General features: G+C 73.1%; 15 protein-coding genes. 4 read left to right on the top strand and 11 right to left on the bottom strand.

The window, feature by feature from the left end; all coding sequences use genetic code 11:
• Positions 1 to 9: 9 nt before the first annotated feature.
• The 5 genes from BLW86_RS30010 to BLW86_RS29990 form a co-directional block, all read right to left on the bottom strand.
• Entirely contained in the window at positions 10 to 3,066 is a 3,057-nt protein-coding gene (locus BLW86_RS30010) for an NPCBM/NEW2 domain-containing protein (protein WP_093876937.1), read from the bottom strand.
• A gap of 116 nt (positions 3,067 to 3,182) precedes the next feature.
• A complete protein-coding gene (mshC, locus tag BLW86_RS30005; protein WP_093876936.1) occupies positions 3,183 to 4,412 on the bottom strand; it encodes a cysteine--1-D-myo-inosityl 2-amino-2-deoxy-alpha-D-glucopyranoside ligase in 1,230 nt (409 codons plus the stop codon).
• 176 nt (positions 4,413 to 4,588) lie between these two features.
• Positions 4,589 to 5,425: an SCO1664 family protein gene (locus BLW86_RS30000; RefSeq protein ID WP_371129681.1), complete on the bottom strand. Its 837-nt coding sequence runs from the start codon at positions 5,423 to 5,425 to the stop codon at positions 4,589 to 4,591.
• Entirely contained in the window at positions 5,389 to 5,979 is a 591-nt protein-coding gene (locus tag BLW86_RS29995) for a DUF3090 domain-containing protein (RefSeq protein WP_093876934.1), read from the bottom strand. Before BLW86_RS29995 ends, BLW86_RS30000 begins: the two co-directional genes overlap by 37 nt.
• Positions 5,980 to 6,046: 67 nt before the next feature.
• The gene (locus BLW86_RS29990) at positions 6,047 to 6,736 is read right to left on the bottom strand and encodes a histidine phosphatase family protein (RefSeq protein ID WP_093876933.1); all 690 of its coding nucleotides are present in this window, start codon (positions 6,734 to 6,736) and stop codon (positions 6,047 to 6,049) included.
• A 153-nt stretch (positions 6,737 to 6,889) separates the two neighbouring features.
• Between BLW86_RS29990 and BLW86_RS29985 the strand changes: the two genes are divergently transcribed.
• Entirely contained in the window at positions 6,890 to 7,882 is a 993-nt protein-coding gene (locus BLW86_RS29985; RefSeq protein WP_093876932.1) for a magnesium and cobalt transport protein CorA, read from the top strand.
• 22 nt (positions 7,883 to 7,904) lie between these two features.
• Here the strand turns inward: BLW86_RS29985 and BLW86_RS29980 are convergent, their stop codons facing one another.
• Positions 7,905 to 8,690, bottom strand: a complete 786-nt coding sequence (locus BLW86_RS29980; RefSeq protein WP_093876931.1) for a VOC family protein — start codon at positions 8,688 to 8,690, stop codon at positions 7,905 to 7,907.
• 322 nt (positions 8,691 to 9,012) lie between these two features.
• Positions 9,013 to 10,062 carry an LLM class F420-dependent oxidoreductase gene (locus BLW86_RS29975; protein ID WP_093876930.1) on the bottom strand — a complete coding sequence of 350 codons (1,050 nt, stop codon included), beginning with the start codon at positions 10,060 to 10,062 and terminating at the stop codon, positions 9,013 to 9,015.
• 128 nt (positions 10,063 to 10,190) lie between these two features.
• Here BLW86_RS29975 and BLW86_RS29970 point away from each other — a divergent pair, with 128 nt between their 5' ends.
• Both BLW86_RS29970 and BLW86_RS29965 read left to right on the top strand, forming a co-directional pair.
• Positions 10,191 to 11,168, top strand: coding sequence for an aldo/keto reductase (locus tag BLW86_RS29970; protein ID WP_093876929.1), 978 nt, complete (start codon positions 10,191 to 10,193; stop codon positions 11,166 to 11,168).
• The gene (locus BLW86_RS29965) at positions 11,165 to 13,552 is read left to right on the top strand and encodes a helix-hairpin-helix domain-containing protein (protein ID WP_177181785.1); all 2,388 of its coding nucleotides are present in this window, start codon (positions 11,165 to 11,167) and stop codon (positions 13,550 to 13,552) included. The genes BLW86_RS29970 and BLW86_RS29965 overlap by 4 nt, the downstream gene beginning before the upstream one ends.
• Positions 13,553 to 13,611: 59 nt before the next feature.
• Here the strand turns inward: BLW86_RS29965 and BLW86_RS29960 are convergent, their stop codons facing one another.
• Positions 13,612 to 14,271: a hypothetical protein gene (locus tag BLW86_RS29960; protein ID WP_093876928.1), complete on the bottom strand. Its 660-nt coding sequence runs from the start codon at positions 14,269 to 14,271 to the stop codon at positions 13,612 to 13,614.
• A 47-nt stretch (positions 14,272 to 14,318) separates the two neighbouring features.
• On the opposite strand from BLW86_RS29960, the gene BLW86_RS29955 reads away from it, so the two are divergent.
• The gene (locus BLW86_RS29955) at positions 14,319 to 14,507 is read left to right on the top strand and encodes a DUF5703 family protein (protein ID WP_015032473.1); all 189 of its coding nucleotides are present in this window, start codon (positions 14,319 to 14,321) and stop codon (positions 14,505 to 14,507) included.
• Between the two features lie 82 nt (positions 14,508 to 14,589).
• Here BLW86_RS29955 and BLW86_RS43825 read toward each other — a convergent pair whose 3' ends face one another.
• From BLW86_RS43825 to BLW86_RS29940, 3 genes are all read right to left on the bottom strand, one after another.
• Complete coding sequence (locus BLW86_RS43825) at positions 14,590 to 15,357, bottom strand: chaplin (RefSeq protein ID WP_093876927.1); 768 nt, start codon at positions 15,355 to 15,357, stop codon at positions 14,590 to 14,592.
• Positions 15,358 to 15,497: 140 nt separating this feature from the next.
• Positions 15,498 to 15,731 (bottom strand): chaplin ChpH, encoded by a 234-nt coding sequence (gene chpH, locus BLW86_RS29945; protein ID WP_093876926.1) that lies wholly within the window; start codon positions 15,729 to 15,731, stop codon positions 15,498 to 15,500.
• A 127-nt stretch (positions 15,732 to 15,858) separates the two neighbouring features.
• A complete protein-coding gene (locus BLW86_RS29940; RefSeq protein WP_093876925.1) occupies positions 15,859 to 17,184 on the bottom strand; it encodes a M20/M25/M40 family metallo-hydrolase in 1,326 nt (441 codons plus the stop codon).
• Positions 17,185 to 17,362 lie beyond the last annotated feature (178 nt).

The following is a 17,362-nucleotide window of genomic DNA, read 5'->3' as shown; positions in this document are numbered from 1 at the left end:
CGGCGCGCATCAGGCGCAGCCGAACCTGGCCGCCGCCCAGTCGCCGTGGTCGCCGCTCTTCGACCCGTTGGTGTCCGTGATCCGCAGCCGCACGTGCCGGGCGCCGGTCACGTCGACGTTCACGGGCAGGGTCGCGGAGGCCCCGGTCAGCCGGGGCGAGGTCCACAGGACCCGGCCGTCGGCCTCGACGGAGAAGGCGACGTCCCCGTAGCCGTTGATCTCGTCGTCGATGCCGACGTCGGCGGTGAAGGTGGTGCAGCGGCCGCCGAGGTAGACCTCGATGTCGGAGTCGGCGTGGGCGCCGATGCCCTTCTCGTAGGTCCGTCCGGCCAGGGTGAGGGCGTGGCCGTCGGCGGCGCCGGACTCGCCGTTGGAGCGGTCGCGCTCGGGCGGTCCCCAGCCGTTGGTCGCGCGCAGCCAGGCGAGGTCGCTCGCCCAGGCGTCGGCCGTCGGCGCCGGGGGCATCACTCCGATCGCGAACCGCTGGACGGCCGTGCGGTCGGTGCCCGCGGCGCGGTGGCGGGCGGTCGCCGTGAGGGTGGCCTCGCCGGGCTTCGCGTCGGCCGCCGGGATGACGGCGACCTCGACCCTGCGGGTGGTGCCGGCCGGGACGCGGGCGATCGGGGCGGCCGGGGTGACCTGCCAGCCGGCCGGGGCGTCCAGGGAGACCCGTACGTCGGTGGCGTCCCGGGTGCCCGCGGTGACGTCCACGGCGACGGTGCCGGGCGTGCCGGCACCGAGCTCCTGCCCGCCGGGGGCGGCGAGGACGGCGGAGGCGCCGGGGACGGCCCCGCCGACGGCGCTGGTGTCGGTCAGGCGCAGTTCGAAGGCGCGGTCGGTGGACAGGGCGGTGGTCTTGATCCGGACCACTCCCCCGCGCTCGTCGCGGTCGTACCACCAGCCCTGGCCGGCCGCGTCGAAGGCGGCGCGGGAGGTGAGGGCGGGCAGCGCGCGTCCGTCGAGCCTCACCGTGCCGGGGGCGTCGCCGGTGTGGACGGTGAAGGCGTACGGGCGGGCGGCGGGCTTGCCGGTGTACGTGCCGGTGCTCGCGCCGATCCGGACGGTGACGTCGCCGGGGCCGGACTCGGGGGCGCGGACCTCGGCGCGCTGGGTGGCGTACTTCCCGGCGCGGTGCTCGCGGGTGACGCCGTCGTCCTCGTACAGCTCGAAGGAGGAGCTGCCCTGCGGGTAGACGTCCCAGGCGAGCGGGTCGCCGGGGGCGCGGTCCCGGTACGAGCGGATGGAGCCGGGCCACATGGGGACGGCCGCTCCGGCCCGTACGAAGAGGGGCAGGGTGTCGAGCGGGGCGCTGTAGTCGTCGACGGTGACGGGGCCTTCGTAGACGCGCCCGTTCCAGTAGTCGATCCAGGTGCCCTCGGGCAGATGGATACCGTCGCGCTCCACCGCGTCCTGGTAGACCGGCGCGACGAGGAAGTCCTCGCCGCTGAGGAACTCGTACTTCGCGGCCTCGGTCGCGGCCTTCGGGTCGTCCGGGTATTCGAGGGCGAGCGGCCGGGCGAGGCCGACGCCGGTCTTCGTGGCGCGGTGCGCGTGGCTGTAGATGTACGGGAGCAGGGCCTCGTGGAGCTTGAGCGAGGCGCGGTTGATCGTGGTGTACGGCTCGCCGTACCGGAAGGGCTGCTTGTCGTTGGCGGCCCAGCCGTCCATGGTCATGGTGACGGGCAGGAACATCTTCCACTGGAGGTCGCGGGTGTACGTCTTGGCGCTGCCGCCGAAGATGCCGTCGACGTCGCCCGTGGTGTAGGCGAGTCCGGACATGGACGCGCCCGCGTAGGTGGGTATCTGCCAGCGGATGTACTCCCAGCTGCCGGACTGGTCGCCGGACCACTGGACGCCGCAGCGCTGGGCGCCGGACCAGCTCTCCGGGGCCCAGGTGAAGCCGCGGGCGTCGCTGTTGGCCTCGATGCCTGCGTGGGCGTCCTTGCAGCCGTCGAGGGCGAACTTGTAGCCGTCGCCGACCCAGGCGACGTCGAGCTTGGCGACCCGCTGGCCGGCCTTCACCTGGTCGGCGAGCTTGTCGATGCCGTCCTCGGTCCACAGGCCGAGCTTCATCTTCCGCTCGCCGAGGCCCGCGGTGGTCTCGGCGAGGTTCTCGTAGCCGCAGCCATAGCCGTCGTTGACGAGCATCCAGCCGTTGGGCATGTCGTGCTGGACGTAGCCGTCGGCGACCTTCAGGGCGTCGAGCGTGCGGCGCTCGCCCCGGTTGGCGTTGTGCAGGTAGCAGTCGGAGTCGCCGATCTCCAGGCCGTACACCGGGGGCATGAAGGGCTTGCCGGTGAGCCGGGTGTACTGGCCGATGACGTCCTTGAGGGCGTCCTTCCCGTCGCCCGCGAAGTAGTAGGCGTCGAAGCGCCGTTCCTTCGCGCTGGTGGTGACGGGCTCGGTGAAGGCGTACGTGTTGGGGGCGTAGGTGTTGCGGTAGACGCCGTAGCCGGCGGAGGAGAGGTAGAAGGGGACGGAGTTGGGGTGGCCGCCGTCGTTCCAGTTGTAGTCGACGCCGACTTCGACGGTCTTGCCGCGGTGGGAGGTGTTGCCGCGGCCGTTCTGCATCCCGGCGCCGTAGAACTCCTCGTCGGCGCCGCGGGCGAGGGTCTGGACGGTGCGGTCCTGGTTCCAGGTGAGGCCCTGGGTCTCGGTCCAGAGCGGGGTGCCGTCAGCGCGTACGGCCGAGAAGCGCAGCGGTGACTTGGTGGCGCGCAGGGTCACCTTGGCGGTGGCGAGTTCGTACCGGTCGCCGAGGTCGCGCCAGCGGGTGGCCGGGGGCGGGCCCTGGGGCAGCGTGATGTCGGCGCCGGTGGGGTCGGTGAACTTCCCGTCGGGGGCGAGTTCGATGCGGAAGGTGTCGGCGGTGACGAAGGAGACGCGGGCCTCCGTGTGGCCCGCGGTCAGCCGGTAGACGGCTCCGTCGGCGGCGAAGCCGGTGACCTCGCCGACGGTGGTGTCGGACGGGTCGGCCGACGCGGTGGAGCCGGGTCCCGCGAAGGCCGCGAAGAGCCCGAGGACGGCTCCGGCGAGTGCAACTTTCATGCGTGATGATGATTGCATGGAGCTTGTTTAGCGCAGGAACGAGCATCCCCGCCAGGACAAAACGGAACCGCCCTCGGACTTCGACGAGAAGTCCAAGGGCGGTTGCCTGAAAGGGAGTTGCGCGATCCTGCTCGTTACAGGGCCACACCGAGCAGCGCGTCGACGGCGCGCGAGACGAGACCGGGGGCGGACTCGTCCGTGCCGCCCTCGGCCGTCTGGAGCTCGGCCCAGCGGTCGACCGCGGCGAGCGCGGTGGGCGTGTCCAGGTCGTCGGAGAGCGCCTCGCGGAGCTCCTCGACGAGCGCGTCGGCGGACGGGCCGTCGGGGCGCGAGACGGCGGCGCGCCAGCGGCCGAGCCGCTCCACGGCCGTATCCAGGACCTGGTCGGTCCACTCCCAGTCGTCGCGGTAGCGGTGCGAGAGGAGCGCGAGCCGGATGGCGGCCGGGTCGACCCCGTCGCGGCGGAGCTTGGAGACGAAGACCAGGTTGCCCTTGGACTTCGACATCTTCTCGCCGTGCAGGGCGACCATGCCGGCGTGGACGTACGCCTTGGCCATGGGGAACTCGCCCGTGAGGGTCTGGGCGTGGGAGGCGCCCATCTCGTGGTGCGGGAAGATCAGGTCGGAGCCGCCGCCCTGCACGTCGAAGCCCATGCCGAGGTGGTCGAGGGCGATGGCGACGCACTCGATGTGCCAGCCGGGACGGCCGGGGCCGAGGCTGCCGCCGTCCCAGCTCGGCTCGCCCTCGCGGGCGGCCATCCACAGCATCGGGTCGAGCGGGTTCTTCTTGCCCGGGCGGTCCGGGTCGCCGCCGCGCTCGGCGGAGAGGTGGCGCATCAGCTCGGTGTCGTAGTTCGACACCTGACCGAAGTGCGGGTCGGCCTCGACGGAGAAGTAGATGTCGCCGTCGAGCTCGTAGGCGGCGCCGGAGTCCCGGAGTCGCTCGACGAGCGGGACGATGCCCGGTATGGCCTCGACCGCACCGATGTAGTGCTGCGGGGGCAGCATCCGCAGGGCGGTCATGTCCTCGCGGAAGAGGGCGGTCTCGCGCTCGGCGAGGCCGACCCAGTCGATGCCGTCGCGGATCGCGCGCTCCAGGAGCGGGTCGTCCACGTCCGTCACGTTCTGGACGTAGTGCACCTGCCGCTTGGTGTCGAGCCACACGCGCTGGACGAGGTCGAACGCGTTGTAGGTCGCCGCGTGACCCATGTGGGTCGCGTCGTACGGCGTGATGCCGCAGACGTAGATACGGGCGACGGGGCCGGGGGCGAGGGTCACTCGTCCACCGGTCGCGGTGTCGTGGATCCGGAGGTCGCGGCCCTTGCCGGGAAGGGCGGGGACCTCAGAAGCGGGCCAGGCATGCATGACCCGAGCGTAACCGGACAGGTGTTCCGGATACGAACCGGATCCGGGATCTTGACCGATTAGGCGCTCTTGCGGGTCGGAGGCGTGCGTGCATACCCCCCAGGGGTGCAGGGCCCCTCGGAGACTGTGGCCGAAAACAATCGGCCGGAGGGGTGGGGCCGGGACTTCACGGGACTTCAGACGGGCGGCCAGGGGATCGCCGGCCATTGCCCCGAGGGCTCCGGGTGCCGCCCGGTGGCCCGCAGCGCCTCCACGCGGGCGCGTACGGCCGCGACCTCGGCGCCGGTCAGGAGTTCCGCCAGTCGGGTGGCGAGCGGCGCTCCCGGCGCCAGGGACCGGCCCAGCGAGTCGAGCACGTCGGCCGCCTCGGCGGGCAGCTCCTCGCCCGCCCAGCCCCACAGCAGGGTGCGCAGCTTGTCCTCGACGTGGAAGGTCACCCCGTGGTCGATGCCGTACAGCCGACCGCCGGGGGCCGGCAGCAGGTGCCCGCCCTTGCGGTCGCCGTTGTTGATGACGGCGTCCAGGACGGCGAGCCGGCGCAGCTCGGGGGTGTCCGCGTGGACGAGGAGCGCGGTGCGCTCCTCGTCGATCTGCGCGGGCCCCACGGCCCTCCAGCCCTCGCCCGCCTCCTCGTCCTCGGTGAGCGCCAGGAGCCGCGCGTCGGGGTCGGCCTCGATCCACAGCTGGACCATGCCCTCCCCGTACGGACCGTCACGGAGCACGGTCGGCGGGACCAGGCCCCAGCCGGTGGCCTCGGAGATCTCGTACGCGGCGACCTCTCGCTGGGCCAGGGTGCCGTCGGGGAAGTCCCAGAGGGGCCGCTCCCCCGCGACCGGCTTGTAGACGCAGGCGGCTTCCCGGCCCTCGTGGGCGACGGAGCAGTACAGCACGGCGTTGGACGCCTCTCGGACCCGGCCGCGCACGGTCAGCTCACCGCGCGCGAGCAGCTCCGTGTCGCGCGGGCTCTCGGGGCTGGTCATGCTCCGCGACGGTATCCGTTCTGGCGCGGGCAGACGTGCCCCTCCGGGTCGAGCGGCAGGCTGCACAGCGGGCACGGCGGCCGGCCGGCGTTGACGACGTCCAGGGCCCGCTTGGCGAAGGCCCGGGCCTGGGCCCCGCTGAGACGGACCCGGAGCATCGGCGGACCGTTCTCCTCGTCCTGGAGCAGCCGCTCCTCGGCCTCGGCGAGGTCCTCCTCGGAATCCACGTCGAGTTCGACGAGCGCCTGGGCCTCGACGATCATGCGCTGCTCCTCGCCGTCCCAGGCGAGGGCCATGGTGCCGACCCGGAACTCCTCCTCGACGGGCACGTCGAGGGGGGCCGTGTCCGCGATCTCCGCGGGGGCGACGGCGGGCACGGGCGCGTTGCCACCGGTGCGGCGGACGACCTCGTCGAGGAGTTCGTCGATGCGCTCGGCGAGGGCCGCGACCTGGGTCTTCTCCAGGGCGACGCTGGTGACCCGGCCGCCGGCGGACGCCTGGAGGAAGAAGGTCCGGCGGCCAGGCAGCCCGACCGTACCGGCCACGAAACGCTCCGGCGGGTCGTAGAGGAACACCTGACGGGACACGTTCCCGGCTCCCTTGAGTCTCGACAGTCGTACTACAGCGGCGCGTCCACCCTACTGCGCAAGGGGATCACGGTGCGCCCGCACCGCCCCCGACCTCAGCCGTCCCGCTGCCGCCGGGGTGCTCCCGGGGGGTGAAACCGGCGAAGTCCCCCGTGTCGCCGAGGCGGAGGAGGAAGGGACGCAGGCGCGTGTAGCGGATCGCGGTGACCGAGCAGGGGTCGACGTGGATGCGCTGGAAGAGGTCGAGGTGGAGCCCGAGGGCGTCGGCGACGATCGCCTTCACGATGTCCCCGTGGGAGCACATGAGGTACGTGGCGTCCTCGCCGTGCTCGGCCTCGACCCGGGCGTTCCAGTCCCGTACGGCCTCGACGGCGCGGTCCTGCATGGCGCGCATGGATTCGCCGCCGGGGAAGGCGGCGGCGGAGGGGTGCCCCTGGACGACCTCCATCAGCGGCTCGTCGTTGAGCTCCGCCAGCTTGCGGCCGGACCAGTCGCCGTAGTCGCACTCGCTGATCCGGTCCTCGACGTGGAGCGGGAGGTCGGCGCGGGCGTCGAGGAGCGGCCGCAGGGTCTCCCGGCAGCGCTGGAGGGGGCTGGTGACGGCCGCGGCGAGCGGGACGTCCGCGAGGCGGCCGGGGAGGGCGGCGGCCTGGGCGGCCCCGCGCTCGTCGAGCGCGATCCCGGGCGTGCGCCCGGCGAGGACCCCGGAGGTGTTGGCGGTGGAGCGTCCGTGCCGGACGAGGATCAGCGTGGCCATGCGGGCCAGCCTAGGCGGTGCGGGTGCGGGGCGGGCGGGCGCGCGGGGCGGGTGCGCGCGGGGCCACCGGGACGACGCACGCACGCGTGAGTGGCGGTGTCCGCTGGAACCGGTGTCGCACGCGCGTGCGTGGCGGGGGCGTTCCGGGGCAGAATGCGCCGCGTGATCGTGGACTCTGCCATCTACCGGGACGGGCGCCGTACGGACGGCCCCGCCGACCTCTCCGACGCCCTGGAGGAGGCGCGGGCGACGGGGGACGCGTTCCTGTGGGTGGGGCTGCACGAGCCCTCGGAAGCGGAGTTCGACCACGTCGCCTCGGAGTTCGCGCTGCACCCGCTGGCCGTCGAGGACGCCTTGAAGGCCCATCAGCGGCCCAAGCTGGAGGTCTACGACGACTCGCTCTTCGTGGTGCTCAAGCCGATCGTGTACGAGCCGGAGAGCGACCGGGTGTCCTCGGGCGAGCTGATGGTGTTCATGGGCGACTCGTTCGTCGTGACCGTCCGGCACGGCGAGGGCGCGCCGCTCGCGGAGGTGCGCCGGCGCCTCGAGGCCGACCCGGAGGTCCTGAAGCACGGACCGACGGCGGTGCTGTACGCGGTGAGCGACGCGATCGTGGACCACTACCTCGACGTGGCGGGCGAGCTCCAGGTCGACCTGGAGGAGCTGGAGGCGGACGTCTTCGCGCCCAGCGGGGGCAATCCGGCCAACACGGCGGAGCGGATCTACACGGCGAAGCGGCAGGTCCTGGAGTTCCGGCGGGCGAGCGGTCCGCTGGCCGGGCCGATGGCCCGGCTGACGGCCGGCGCGGTGCCGTTCGTGAACGAACGCTCACAGCCCTTCTTCCGTGACGTCAACGACCATCTGCTGCGCTCCAACGAGCAGGTGGAGGGCCTCGACCGGCTCCTGTCCGACGTGCTGTCGGCCCACCTCGCGCAGATGGGGGTCCGGCAGAACGACGACATGCGGAAGATCTCGGCGTGGGCGGCCATGGCCGCGGTCCCCACGATGGTCGCGGGGATCTACGGGATGAACTTCGAGCACATGCCGGAGCTGAGGTGGACCTGGTCGTACCCGGTGGTGATCGTGGTGATGACGGGCATCGTCGTCGCGCTGTACCGGGTGTTCAAGCGGCGCGGCTGGATGTGAGGCCCGTCCCCGCCGGGCGTGCTCAGAAGGCGGGGGCGGGCGTCGCGGGGCCGCCGAGGGCGTTCAGCCGCTCGGGCATCCGCAGGTCGACCATCTTGTGCCAGCCGGCGGCGCGTTCGTACGCGTACACGGCGTGGATCCCGGCGGCGAGGACCGCCGCCCTGGGCTTCGACCAGTTCAGGATGCGGCCCATGTGGCGCATCACGGCGAGGCTGACGTCGCGGTAGACCTGGATCTCGGCGAGCGCGGACGCGCGCAGGGTCCGCTGGATGAGCCGGCCGTGGCCCTGGCGGGCGAGCCGGAGCAGTTCCTCGTGGCAGTAGGCGAGGTGGTTCGCCTCGTCGTTGTCGATCATCTGGATGGCCTTGCCCAGTTCGGGGTGGTCCCCGAAGTACGCGACGAGCATGGCCATCTGGTCGGCGGCGCGCTGCTCGGTGACCCGGCTGTGGGCGAGGTAGACGATGACGTCCTCCTCGGTCAGCGGCCGGTCGGCGCGGAGCTTGTCGTGCGCGAGGCCGATGCCGCGCCGTTCGAGCAGCATCGTGTAGTCGGTGTCGGGAGGCACGGGGACGGGTTCGAGACCGCGCTTCTTCATCAGCGCGTTGAAGATCCGGCCGTGCTTGTCCTCGTCGGCGCCGTGCCGGGTGATCTTGGGCGCGAGGGTGCGCATGCCGGGCGCGACGAGGGTCGCGATCCGGGCGTTCTCCCAGCCGCCCTGGGACTCGCCGCTCGCGGCGATGGAACAGAAGAGCCGGAAGGACTCGTCGTTGTCGATGATTTCCTGGAACAGGCCCTTGGCCGTGAGCATCGCCGCCACCTCCGTGCGGACGTCCGCACTCCGGTACGTCCGGGAAGAACGAGTCAAGTCGGGTCCCGGGCGGCGGGCAACAGGAGAGTACGACGACTCGGCCGAAAGAGTGAGGTCCGAGGCCGTAACCGGGGGCTCTGTGGAGCGTTGTGCAGCATGACGGCCGTGGCGGGGAAGACCCCCGAGCCCCCACCACGGCCGCAGAACTCCTCCTTGACGGCGCTCTCGCACCGATCGGCCCCCGGGGGCCTCACGGGCTTCGACCGGGCTTCGACCGCCTGGCGCCGGACTCCGTCCGTCGGGTCCGGCGCCAGCCCCGCGGTTACGCCAGTCCGGCGCGCTCCATCGCCTCGACGCCCGCCCGCAGGGCCGTCACCCGCTCGTCCAGGGTGAAGCCGGCCGGAGCGAGGGTGAGGGTGGTGACCCCGGCCTCCGCGTAGGCCGTCATCCGCTCGGCGATCCGCTCGACGGAGCCGAGCAGCGTGGTCTGGTCGATCAGGGAGTGCGGCACGGCGGCCGCGGCCCCGGTCTTGTCGCCGGCCAGGTACTTGTCCTGGATCTCGGCGGCCTCCTTCTCGTACCCCATGCGCTGGGCGAGCTGGTTGTAGAAGTTCTGCTTGCGGCTGCCCATGCCGCCCACGTACAGCGCGGTGTACGGGCGGAACACGTCGGCGAGCGCGGTCACGTCGTCGCCGAGGGCGAGCGGCAGGGTGGGACAGACGTCGAAGCCGTCCATCGTCAGGCCGGCCTTCTCGCGGCCCGCCCGCAGGTGCCGGAGCGCGGTCTCCTCCAGGTGCTCGGCCGAGGGGAAGATCAGCAGGGCGCCGTCGGCGATCTCGCCGGTCTGCTCCAGGTTCTTCGGCCCGATCGCGGCGATGTAGAGCGGGATGTGCTCGCGCTGGGGGTGGACGGTGAGCTTGATCGGCTTGCCCGGGCCGCCGGGGAGCGGCAGGGTCCAGTGCTCGCCGTCGTAGCTGAGCCGCTCCCGGGTCATGGCCTTGCGGACGATCTCGACGTACTCGCGGGTCCGGGCGAGCGGCTTGTCGAACTTCACGCCGTACCAGCCCTCGGAGACCTGCGGTCCGGAGACGCCGAGGCCGAGGCGGAAGCGGCCGCCGGTGAGCGAGTCGAGGGTGGCCGCCGTCATCGCCGTCATGGCGGGCTGGCGGGCCGGGATCTGCATGATCGCGGAGCCGACGTCGATCCGCTCGGTCTTCGCCGCGACCCAGGCGAGGACGGTGGGGGCGTCGGAGCCGTAGGCCTCGGCGGCCCAGCAGACGTCGTAGCCGAGGCGGTCCGCCTCCTGGGCGACGGCGAGGTTGTCGCCGTCCATGCCGGCGCCCCAGTAGCCGAGGTTGATGCCGAGCCGCATTCCACGCACCCCTTACCCATCGGTAACGTCTCTTTGGCCGGACTCTAGCGCGCGTGCGAGCCATCCGTCAGGACACGGTTGTCCACAGGCTCTCTCCGCGTGGTGCCCTGGCCAGTACTCTCGCGCCCATGGAGCAGAGGCATCTCGGACGTACCGGCCTGCGTGTGTCGCGCATCGGACTCGGCACCCTCACCTGGGGCCGGGACACCGACGAGCACGACGCCGCCGAGCAGTTGAAGGCGTTCTGGGACGCGGGCGGCACCCTCGTGGACACCGCCGACGTGTACGGCGGGGGCGAGGCGGAGTACCTGCTCGGGCGTCTGATGGAGCGCCTGGTGCCCCGGCAGGACCTCGTCCTGTCCACCAAGGCGGGCAGCGTCCCGGACCCCGACCGGCGCACGGACGGCTCGCGCGGGCACCTGCTCGCCGCGCTCGACGCCTCCCTGGCCCGTCTGGGCACGGACCACGTGGACCTGTGGCAGCTGCACGCCTTCGACCCTCACACGCCCCTGGAGGAGTCGCTCCAGGCCCTCGACATCGCGGTGCGCAGCGGGCGGGCGCGGTACGCGGGCGTGTCGAACTTCTGCGGCTGGCAGCTCGCCAAGGCGGGCACCTGGCAGCTCGGCGGCGACCGCACGCGGCTCGCCGGGGCGCAGCTGGAGTACTCGCTGCTCCAGCGGGGCGTCGAGCGGGAGGTGCTGCCGGCCGCGATGGACCTCGGCATAGGCCTGCTGCCCTCGTCCCCGCTGGGGCGGGGGGTCCTGACGGGGAAGTACCGCAGCGGCACGCCGACGGACTCGCGGGGCGCCTCGGAGACGATGGCGCCCTTCGTGGAGCCGTACCTGGACGAGGCGGCGAGCCGGATCGTGGACGCGGTGGCGACGGCGGCCGACGGGCTCGCGACGACCCCGCTCCACGTGGCGCTCGCATGGGTCCGCGACCGGCCCGGGGTGACCGCGCCGATCGTCGGGGCGCGCACGGCGCGGCAGCTCACGGCCACGTTGTCAGTGGAGGCCCTTAGTCTTCCTGACGAGATCTGTCGGGCGCTGGACGATGTGTCGGCGCCCGTGCACCGCTATCCGGATCACGACTGGAGCACCTTGTGACCGAGCCTTCCGGGGAGACCGCGCCCGAGGCCGCGGAGCCCACCGAGGACCTGCGGGAGGAAGCCGCCGAGCCCCCGGCCCCCGACGCGGCCGAGGGACCGGACTCCACCGAGGAGCCTGCCGAGGGGCCGGGGACGACCGAAGAGCCCGGTACGGGCGGGGAGCCCGACTCCCCCGAGCGGCCGGCCGCGGCCGAGGAGCCGAGGACGGCCGAGGGGCCCGAATCCGCCGAAGAGCCCGACGACCGGACGGCCACGGTCGAGGAACCGGAACCCGCCGGGGAACCGGAACCCGCCGAAGAGCCCGACAGCCGGACGGCCACGGCCGAGGAGCCGGGATCCGCCGAAGAGACCGGCGACCGGTCTGCCGTGGGCGAGGGGGCGGGGGCCGTCGAGGGCGCCGACGGGTCCGAGTTGAGCGAGGCGCAGGCCGAGCTCGCCGCGCAGCGGGAGCTGCGGGCCAGGATCGAGGCCCGGAAGGCCGAGAAGAGCGGTCCCGTGACGAGCGGCGCCAAGCTGAGCGGCACCGCGGCCGACCTCCTCGCCGCCGTCCGGGCCGTCGAGGGCGGCACCTCCTCGGGCAGCGCGTTCTACGAGGCACCCGAGCCCGCACCCCGCCGCCCCGCCGTCGAGACGACTCCGGCGACGACCGTGCGGCCCCCCGCGCCGGAGCGGCCGACGGCTCCGGCGCCCGGCACCACGGCCGCCGTCCGTGAGGTCCTCGCCGCGGGCGGCGCCCCGGAGGCGCTGGCCGGCCGGGTCGCCGCCGTGCTCGGCGAGGGCGCGGCCCCGGCGCTGCGCGAGGACCCGTGGCAGCTGCTCGCGGTGCCGGGGGTCCGGCCGGAGCAGGCCGACGGTTTCGCGCGGGCGCTGCTCGGCCCCGCGTGCGGCCCCGGCGACCCTCGCCGCGCGGTCGCCCTGACCGTGTGGCTCCTGGAGCGGGCCGCCGTCCAGGGGCACACGGCCCTGGAGGTCCAGGCCGTGTGCGCCGGGCTCGCCGGGCACGCGGTGCCCGATCCGGAGCAGGCGGTCGAGGCGGCGGTCTCCGAGGGCGCGGTCCTCCTCTTCCAGGAGGAGGAGACGGCGGAGGAGCCCGAGGGCGACGAGGACGTCGAGGAGGCGCCCGTGCCCGCGGCGGAGCGGGAGCCCGCCGCGCCCGCGCTGCTCGGACTCGACCGGTACGCGATGGCGGAGGAGAGCCTCGCGGACGGCCTCGCCCGGCTGGTCAGGACGGCGAAGGCCGACGTCTGGGAGGGCGGCGAGCTGGAGCGCGCCGCCGGGGCGAACGGCCTCGTCCTGCACACGGGCGGGGAGGCCGCCCGCGCCGAGCCGGTGGCGCTCGCCGCGGCGGCCCGTGAGCGGGGGCTGCGCACCCTGGTGGCGGTCCACGCGGACGGCGGGCGCCGCGCGCTCGGCGCCGCGGGGGCCGAGGCGGTGACGGTCGCCGCGCTGCTGTCCGGCGCGGCCGGTCCCGGCCGGGACGAGGACGGCGCCTTCGCCCTGGACCTCCTCGTGGTCCTCGACGCCCCGCAGCTGGACGTGGAGACGGGCGCGATGCTCGTGGAGTCGCTGCCGGACGGCTGTCGTCTGGTGCTGAGCGGCGATCCGGAGGTGCTCGGCGCACCGGGCGCGGGCCGGGTCTTCGCGGACGTCCTCGCGTCCCGGGTGTGCCCGCGGATCGCCTCCCGCGTCCCCGACCCGGGGCCGCTCGGCGAGCTGGTGTCGGGCATCGGCGCCGGCGAGCTGAACCAGGTCGAGGCCCCCGGCAAGGAGGTCGTGATCGTCCCGGTGCGGGACGCGGGCGAGGCCGTGCACCGTACGGTCCAGCTGGTGGCGGACTCGGTGCCCCGGGCGCTCGGAGTGCCGTCCGAGCAGACGCAGGTCGTCACGGTCGGCCACGGCGGCTCCGCCGGCACGCGCGCGCTGAACGCCGCCCTGAAGCAGCGGCTCAACCCCGGGCCCGGCCGGTTCGGCGGCTACGACCCCGGGGACCGGGTGGCGTACGCGCCCGCGCCGGGGCGCACGGTGACGGGCACGGTCCTCTCGGCCGACGCCGAGGGGCTGCGGCTGCGCTGCGGACGCGACGAGCTCCTCGTACCGAAGGATCGCGTGGAGTCGGCCCTGCGGCACGGCTGGGCGCTCACCGCGCACCAGGCGGCCGGGACGCGCTGGCCCGCGGTGGTCGTGGTGCTGCCGGGGGACGCCGCGGGCGGCCTGAGCCGGCCGTGGGTGTACACGGCCTTCGGCCGGGCGGAGCGCCATCTGTCGGTCGTGCACGGCGTGGACCAGGCCCTGCCCCGCGCGGTGGCCGAGGGGGTGGCCCCGGAGCGTACGACGCGGCTGCGGCCGCTCCTGGAGGCGCTGCTGGCCGTCGACGGGGAGTAGCCCCGGGACGACGGAGGGCCGGGACACCGTGCGTGGTGTCCCGGCCCTCGCGCGTCCCGTCAGGCGTCCGCGCCGGAGGCTCCCGCGTCCACGGGCTCGTCCTCGTCCTCCTCGTCGAAGACGGAGCTGACGTCGAAGCGGCAGACGATCCGCTCGGGATCGGCGTGGTCGAAGGGAGCGGCCAGCCACTCCCCCGGTTCCGGGAGCTCCTCGGCGGCGGTGACCCAGAGCGTGGAGTCCCCCTCCTCCAGACCGAACTCCTTGTGCCGGGAGGCGATCTCGTCCGGTTCGTACTCGCCGAAGAGCACGCCGAGCGCGGCGAGCGGCGAGACGCCGGCCTTGGCGGCCGCGCCGGTGTCCGCGTCGTCGTCGAGCTCGGCGACGCGGCGGGCCTGGGCGAGCAGCCGCTGGGGTTCGGCGACGGCGTAGTCGCGGCGGATCAGGAGGCTGAGGGCATGAGGTTCGTCAGGTCCGGCGTACGGCGGCAGGTTGCCGTCGGCGCCGGGGATCTCGAAGGGGGTGACCTCGTCGTAGCGGTCGTAGAGGAGTTCGTCGTACGTCTCGGCGGCCGCGGCGAGGGCGTTGAAGGCCTCGTAGACGGCCGTGTCGTCGTCTCCCGTGCGGCGTTCGACCGCCGCGAGGTGACGGTCCAGTGCGGTCTTGACCGCCTCGGCGGCGGCACGTACCTCGGCAGCGGTGGGCTGCGCAGCATCAGACATGGGACAGACGCTATCCGTACCGGGCCCGTGCCCGCACAATAGATGCGATGCCGGAATACGAATTTGTCGACGTGTACGTGCCGCGCGGTGTCTCCCGCAAGGAGGCGACGCGGCTCCTGACCGACCATGCCGAGTACGGACACTGGGAGTTGGACCGTCTGAGCCTGCACCGGGACGGGAGTCGCAGAGTGCGGCTGAAGCGGCGGATCATCCGCCAGGTCCGGGCGACCTGGTAGCGAGCACCGGACGACGAGAAGACAACGAGAAGGGGCCCCGCGGTGTGCGGGGCCCCTGTGCGTGGCGCGTGAGCGCGGCGGCTCAGGCGGCGCGGCGGGCGCGGCGGTAGATCAGCGAGCCGGCGAGCAGCATCCCGGCGCCGGCGGGAAGGATCACGCCGAGCGGGCCGGAGCCGGTCTCGGCGAGCTCCTCGACGGCACGCGGCGGAGTGACGACCTGAGTACCGGGAGTGTTCGGCCCGCCCTCGCCGCCGGAGGTGCCGGGGGTACCCGGGTGGCCGGGGGTGCCGGGGTGACCCGGAGTCCCGGGGTGGCCCGGATTCCCGGGGTTGCCGGGGTTGCCCGGATTCCCGGGGTTGCCCGGATTCCCGGGGTTCCCAGGATTACCCGGATTGCCAGGGTTGCCCGGCTCCTCCTCCCCGTAGCCCGTGTCCCCGCCGTTCGCGCAGTCGTTGCCCGTGGCGGCGTTGCCCAGACCGACACCCGTGACGTCGTTGCCGCAGACGTTCACCGGGACGTCGACCGGCACCTCCACGTTGTTGCCGGAGCCCACACCGGGAGAGTTTCCGGTGTGCCCCCCGGCGGAGGATCCGCCACCGGACGGGGAGGTGTTGGCGCACGTGTTGCCAAAGGCCGGATTGAGCAGCCCGATGACGTTGACCGTGTTCCCGCAGGCGTTCACCGGTACGTGCACCGGGACCTGGACGGAATTTCCGGACGCGACGCCCGGGGAGTTCATGGCCGTACCGTTCGCGCCGGAATCGGCGTGCGCATATCCGCCGCCGACGGCGGCGAAAACGCCTCCGGCGGCCGCGACGGTGATAAGGCCCTTGCGCGTGACCTGTCGCATAGCTTGTTCCCTGCCTGCTCGGCTTCGAAAGAGTGCCACCGGGCGGACGGCCCGGGGCGGAAATGGCCACCGGCCCCGGAGTGCATGGCACGCACTCCGGGGCCGGACCGGCTCACACCCTCACGGGGCGAGGCACAACGTCAGGCGTTGACGCAGGTGTTGCCGAAGGTGGGGTTCAGCAGGCCGATCACGGAGACCGTGTTGCCGCACACGTTCACGGGGACGTGGATCGGCACCTGGACGACGTTGCCCGAGAGCACGCCGGGGGAACCGATGGCGGCAGCCTCGGCACCCGAGTCCGCAACGGCCATGCCCGCACCCGCGAGAACGAGACCGCCGGTGGCAGCCGCAGCAGCGACGACCTTCTTGATCATTATTCCTCCTAGTTGGCAATGCGGCCCCAGCCGCGGACCGCACACCTGTAACGAGGGGGAATGATGAGGGCTACGAACCCTTGAGTTCATTCACTCTTTCCGGTCACACGCAAACGCGTGGGCGAATTCAGCAGGCGTCGAGGAAACGGTCCAGCACGCGGACGCCGAACTTGAGGCCGTCCACCGGGACCCGCTCGTCCACGCCGTGGAACATGCCCGCGAAGTCGAGCTCCGGCGGCAGCTGGAGCGGGGCGAAGCCGAAGCAGCGGATGCCGAGGTCGTCGAAGGACTTGGCGTCGGTGCCGCCGGACAGCATGTACGGCACGGCGCGGGCGATCGGGTCCTCGGCACGCAGCGCCAACTGCATGGCGTCCACCAGGGCGCCGTCGAAGCTGGTCTCCAGGGCCTTGTCGCCGTGCACGTCCTCGCGCTTCACGCGGGGGCCGAGGATCCGGTCGAGATCGGCCAGGAACTCCTGCTCGTAGCCGGGCAGGAAGCGGCCGTCGACGTGCGCGGTGGCCTGGCCGGGGATCACGTTCACCTTGTAACCGGCGCCGAGCATCGTCGGGGCGGCCGAGTTGCGGAGGGTGGCGCCTACCATCTTGGCGATGCCGCCGAGTTTGGCGAGGGTGCCGTCCATGTCCTCGGGGTCGAGCGGGGTACCGAGGGCGTCCGACAGCTCGTCGAGGAAGCTCCGCACGGTCTTGGTGACCCTCACCGGCCACTGGTGGCGGCCGAGGCGGCCCACGGCCTCGCAGAGCTCCGTGATGGCGTTGTCGTCGTTGGTCATGGAGCCGTGGCCGGCCGTGCCCTCGACGGTCAGCCGCATCCAGTGCATGCCCTTCTGGGCCGTCTCGACCAGGTAGAGCCGCAGGTTCTCGTTGACGGTGAAGGAGAAGCCGCCGACCTCGCCGATCGCCTCGGTGACGCCCTCGAACAGGTCGCGGTGCTTGTCGACCAGGTGGCGGGCGCCGTAGGTGCCGCCGGCCTCCTCGTCGGCGAGGAAGGCGAGGACGATGTCGCGCGGGGGCTTGCGGCCGCTGCGCAGCCGGTCGCGGACGACCGCGAGGGTCATCGCGTCCATGTCCTTCATGTCGACGGCCCCGCGGCCCCAGACGCAGCCGTCGGCGATCTCGCCGGAGAAGGGGTGGTGGGTCCAGTCCTCGGCGTTGGCCGGGACGACGTCGGTGTGCCCGTGGATGAGCAGGGCAGGACGCGACGGGTCCTCGCCCTCGATCCGGGCGACGGTGGAGGCGCGCCCCTTGTGCGACTCGATGATCTTCGGCTCGAGTCCGACCTCCGCGAGCTTCTCGGCGACGTACTCGGCCGCCGCCCGCTCTCCCGGGCCGGAGTGGTCGCCGTAGTTGCTGGTGTCGATGCGGATGAGGTCGCGACAGAGGTCCACCACCTCGTCCTCGCCGCTGACGCTCCGGGCCGTGTTCGACTCGCTCACGCTGCTTCCTCCCACTACGTGCCCCACGTGATTGCTTGGTGGTCGTCCCCATCCTCCCGCGTGGCCCCCTCGGCACCCAAGGGCGCCGACCCTCCGACATGCGGCTGTCACATGACGGGGGCCGACCGGGGGTGGTGATCGACCACTCCGAATGTTTGCTATGGTTTTCCTCGTCGGA

It is taken from the genome of Streptomyces sp. TLI_105, from assembly GCF_900105415.1.
In the GTDB taxonomy this organism is placed as follows: domain Bacteria; phylum Actinomycetota; class Actinomycetes; order Streptomycetales; family Streptomycetaceae; genus Streptomyces.
The sequence above is the reverse complement of the archived record's forward strand: the minus strand, read 5'-3'. Positions and strand labels throughout refer to the sequence as shown.

Bases quoted from the DNA above. Each gene is read 5' to 3' on its own strand.
- BLW86_RS30010 (WP_093876937.1), bottom strand. From the start codon at position 3,066: ATGCAATCATCATCACGCATGAAAGTTGCACTCGCCGGAGCCGTCCTC.
- mshC (WP_093876936.1), bottom strand. From the start codon at position 4,412: ATGCATGCCTGGCCCGCTTCTGAGGTCCCCGCCCTTCCCGGCAAGGGC.
- BLW86_RS29990 (WP_093876933.1), bottom strand. From the start codon at position 6,736: ATGGCCACGCTGATCCTCGTCCGGCACGGACGCTCCACCGCCAACACC.
- BLW86_RS29985 (WP_093876932.1), top strand. From the start codon at position 6,890: ATGCGCCGCGTGATCGTGGACTCTGCCATCTACCGGGACGGGCGCCGT.
- BLW86_RS29980 (WP_093876931.1), bottom strand. From the start codon at position 8,690: ATGCTCACGGCCAAGGGCCTGTTCCAGGAAATCATCGACAACGACGAG.
- BLW86_RS29975 (WP_093876930.1), bottom strand. From the start codon at position 10,062: ATGCGGCTCGGCATCAACCTCGGCTACTGGGGCGCCGGCATGGACGGC.
- BLW86_RS29970 (WP_093876929.1), top strand. From the start codon at position 10,191: ATGGAGCAGAGGCATCTCGGACGTACCGGCCTGCGTGTGTCGCGCATC.
- BLW86_RS29960 (WP_093876928.1), bottom strand. From the start codon at position 14,271: ATGTCTGATGCTGCGCAGCCCACCGCTGCCGAGGTACGTGCCGCCGCC.
- BLW86_RS29955 (WP_015032473.1), top strand. From the start codon at position 14,319: ATGCCGGAATACGAATTTGTCGACGTGTACGTGCCGCGCGGTGTCTCC.
- BLW86_RS43825 (WP_093876927.1), bottom strand. From the start codon at position 15,357: ATGCGACAGGTCACGCGCAAGGGCCTTATCACCGTCGCGGCCGCCGGA.
- chpH (WP_093876926.1), bottom strand. From the start codon at position 15,731: ATGATCAAGAAGGTCGTCGCTGCTGCGGCTGCCACCGGCGGTCTCGTT.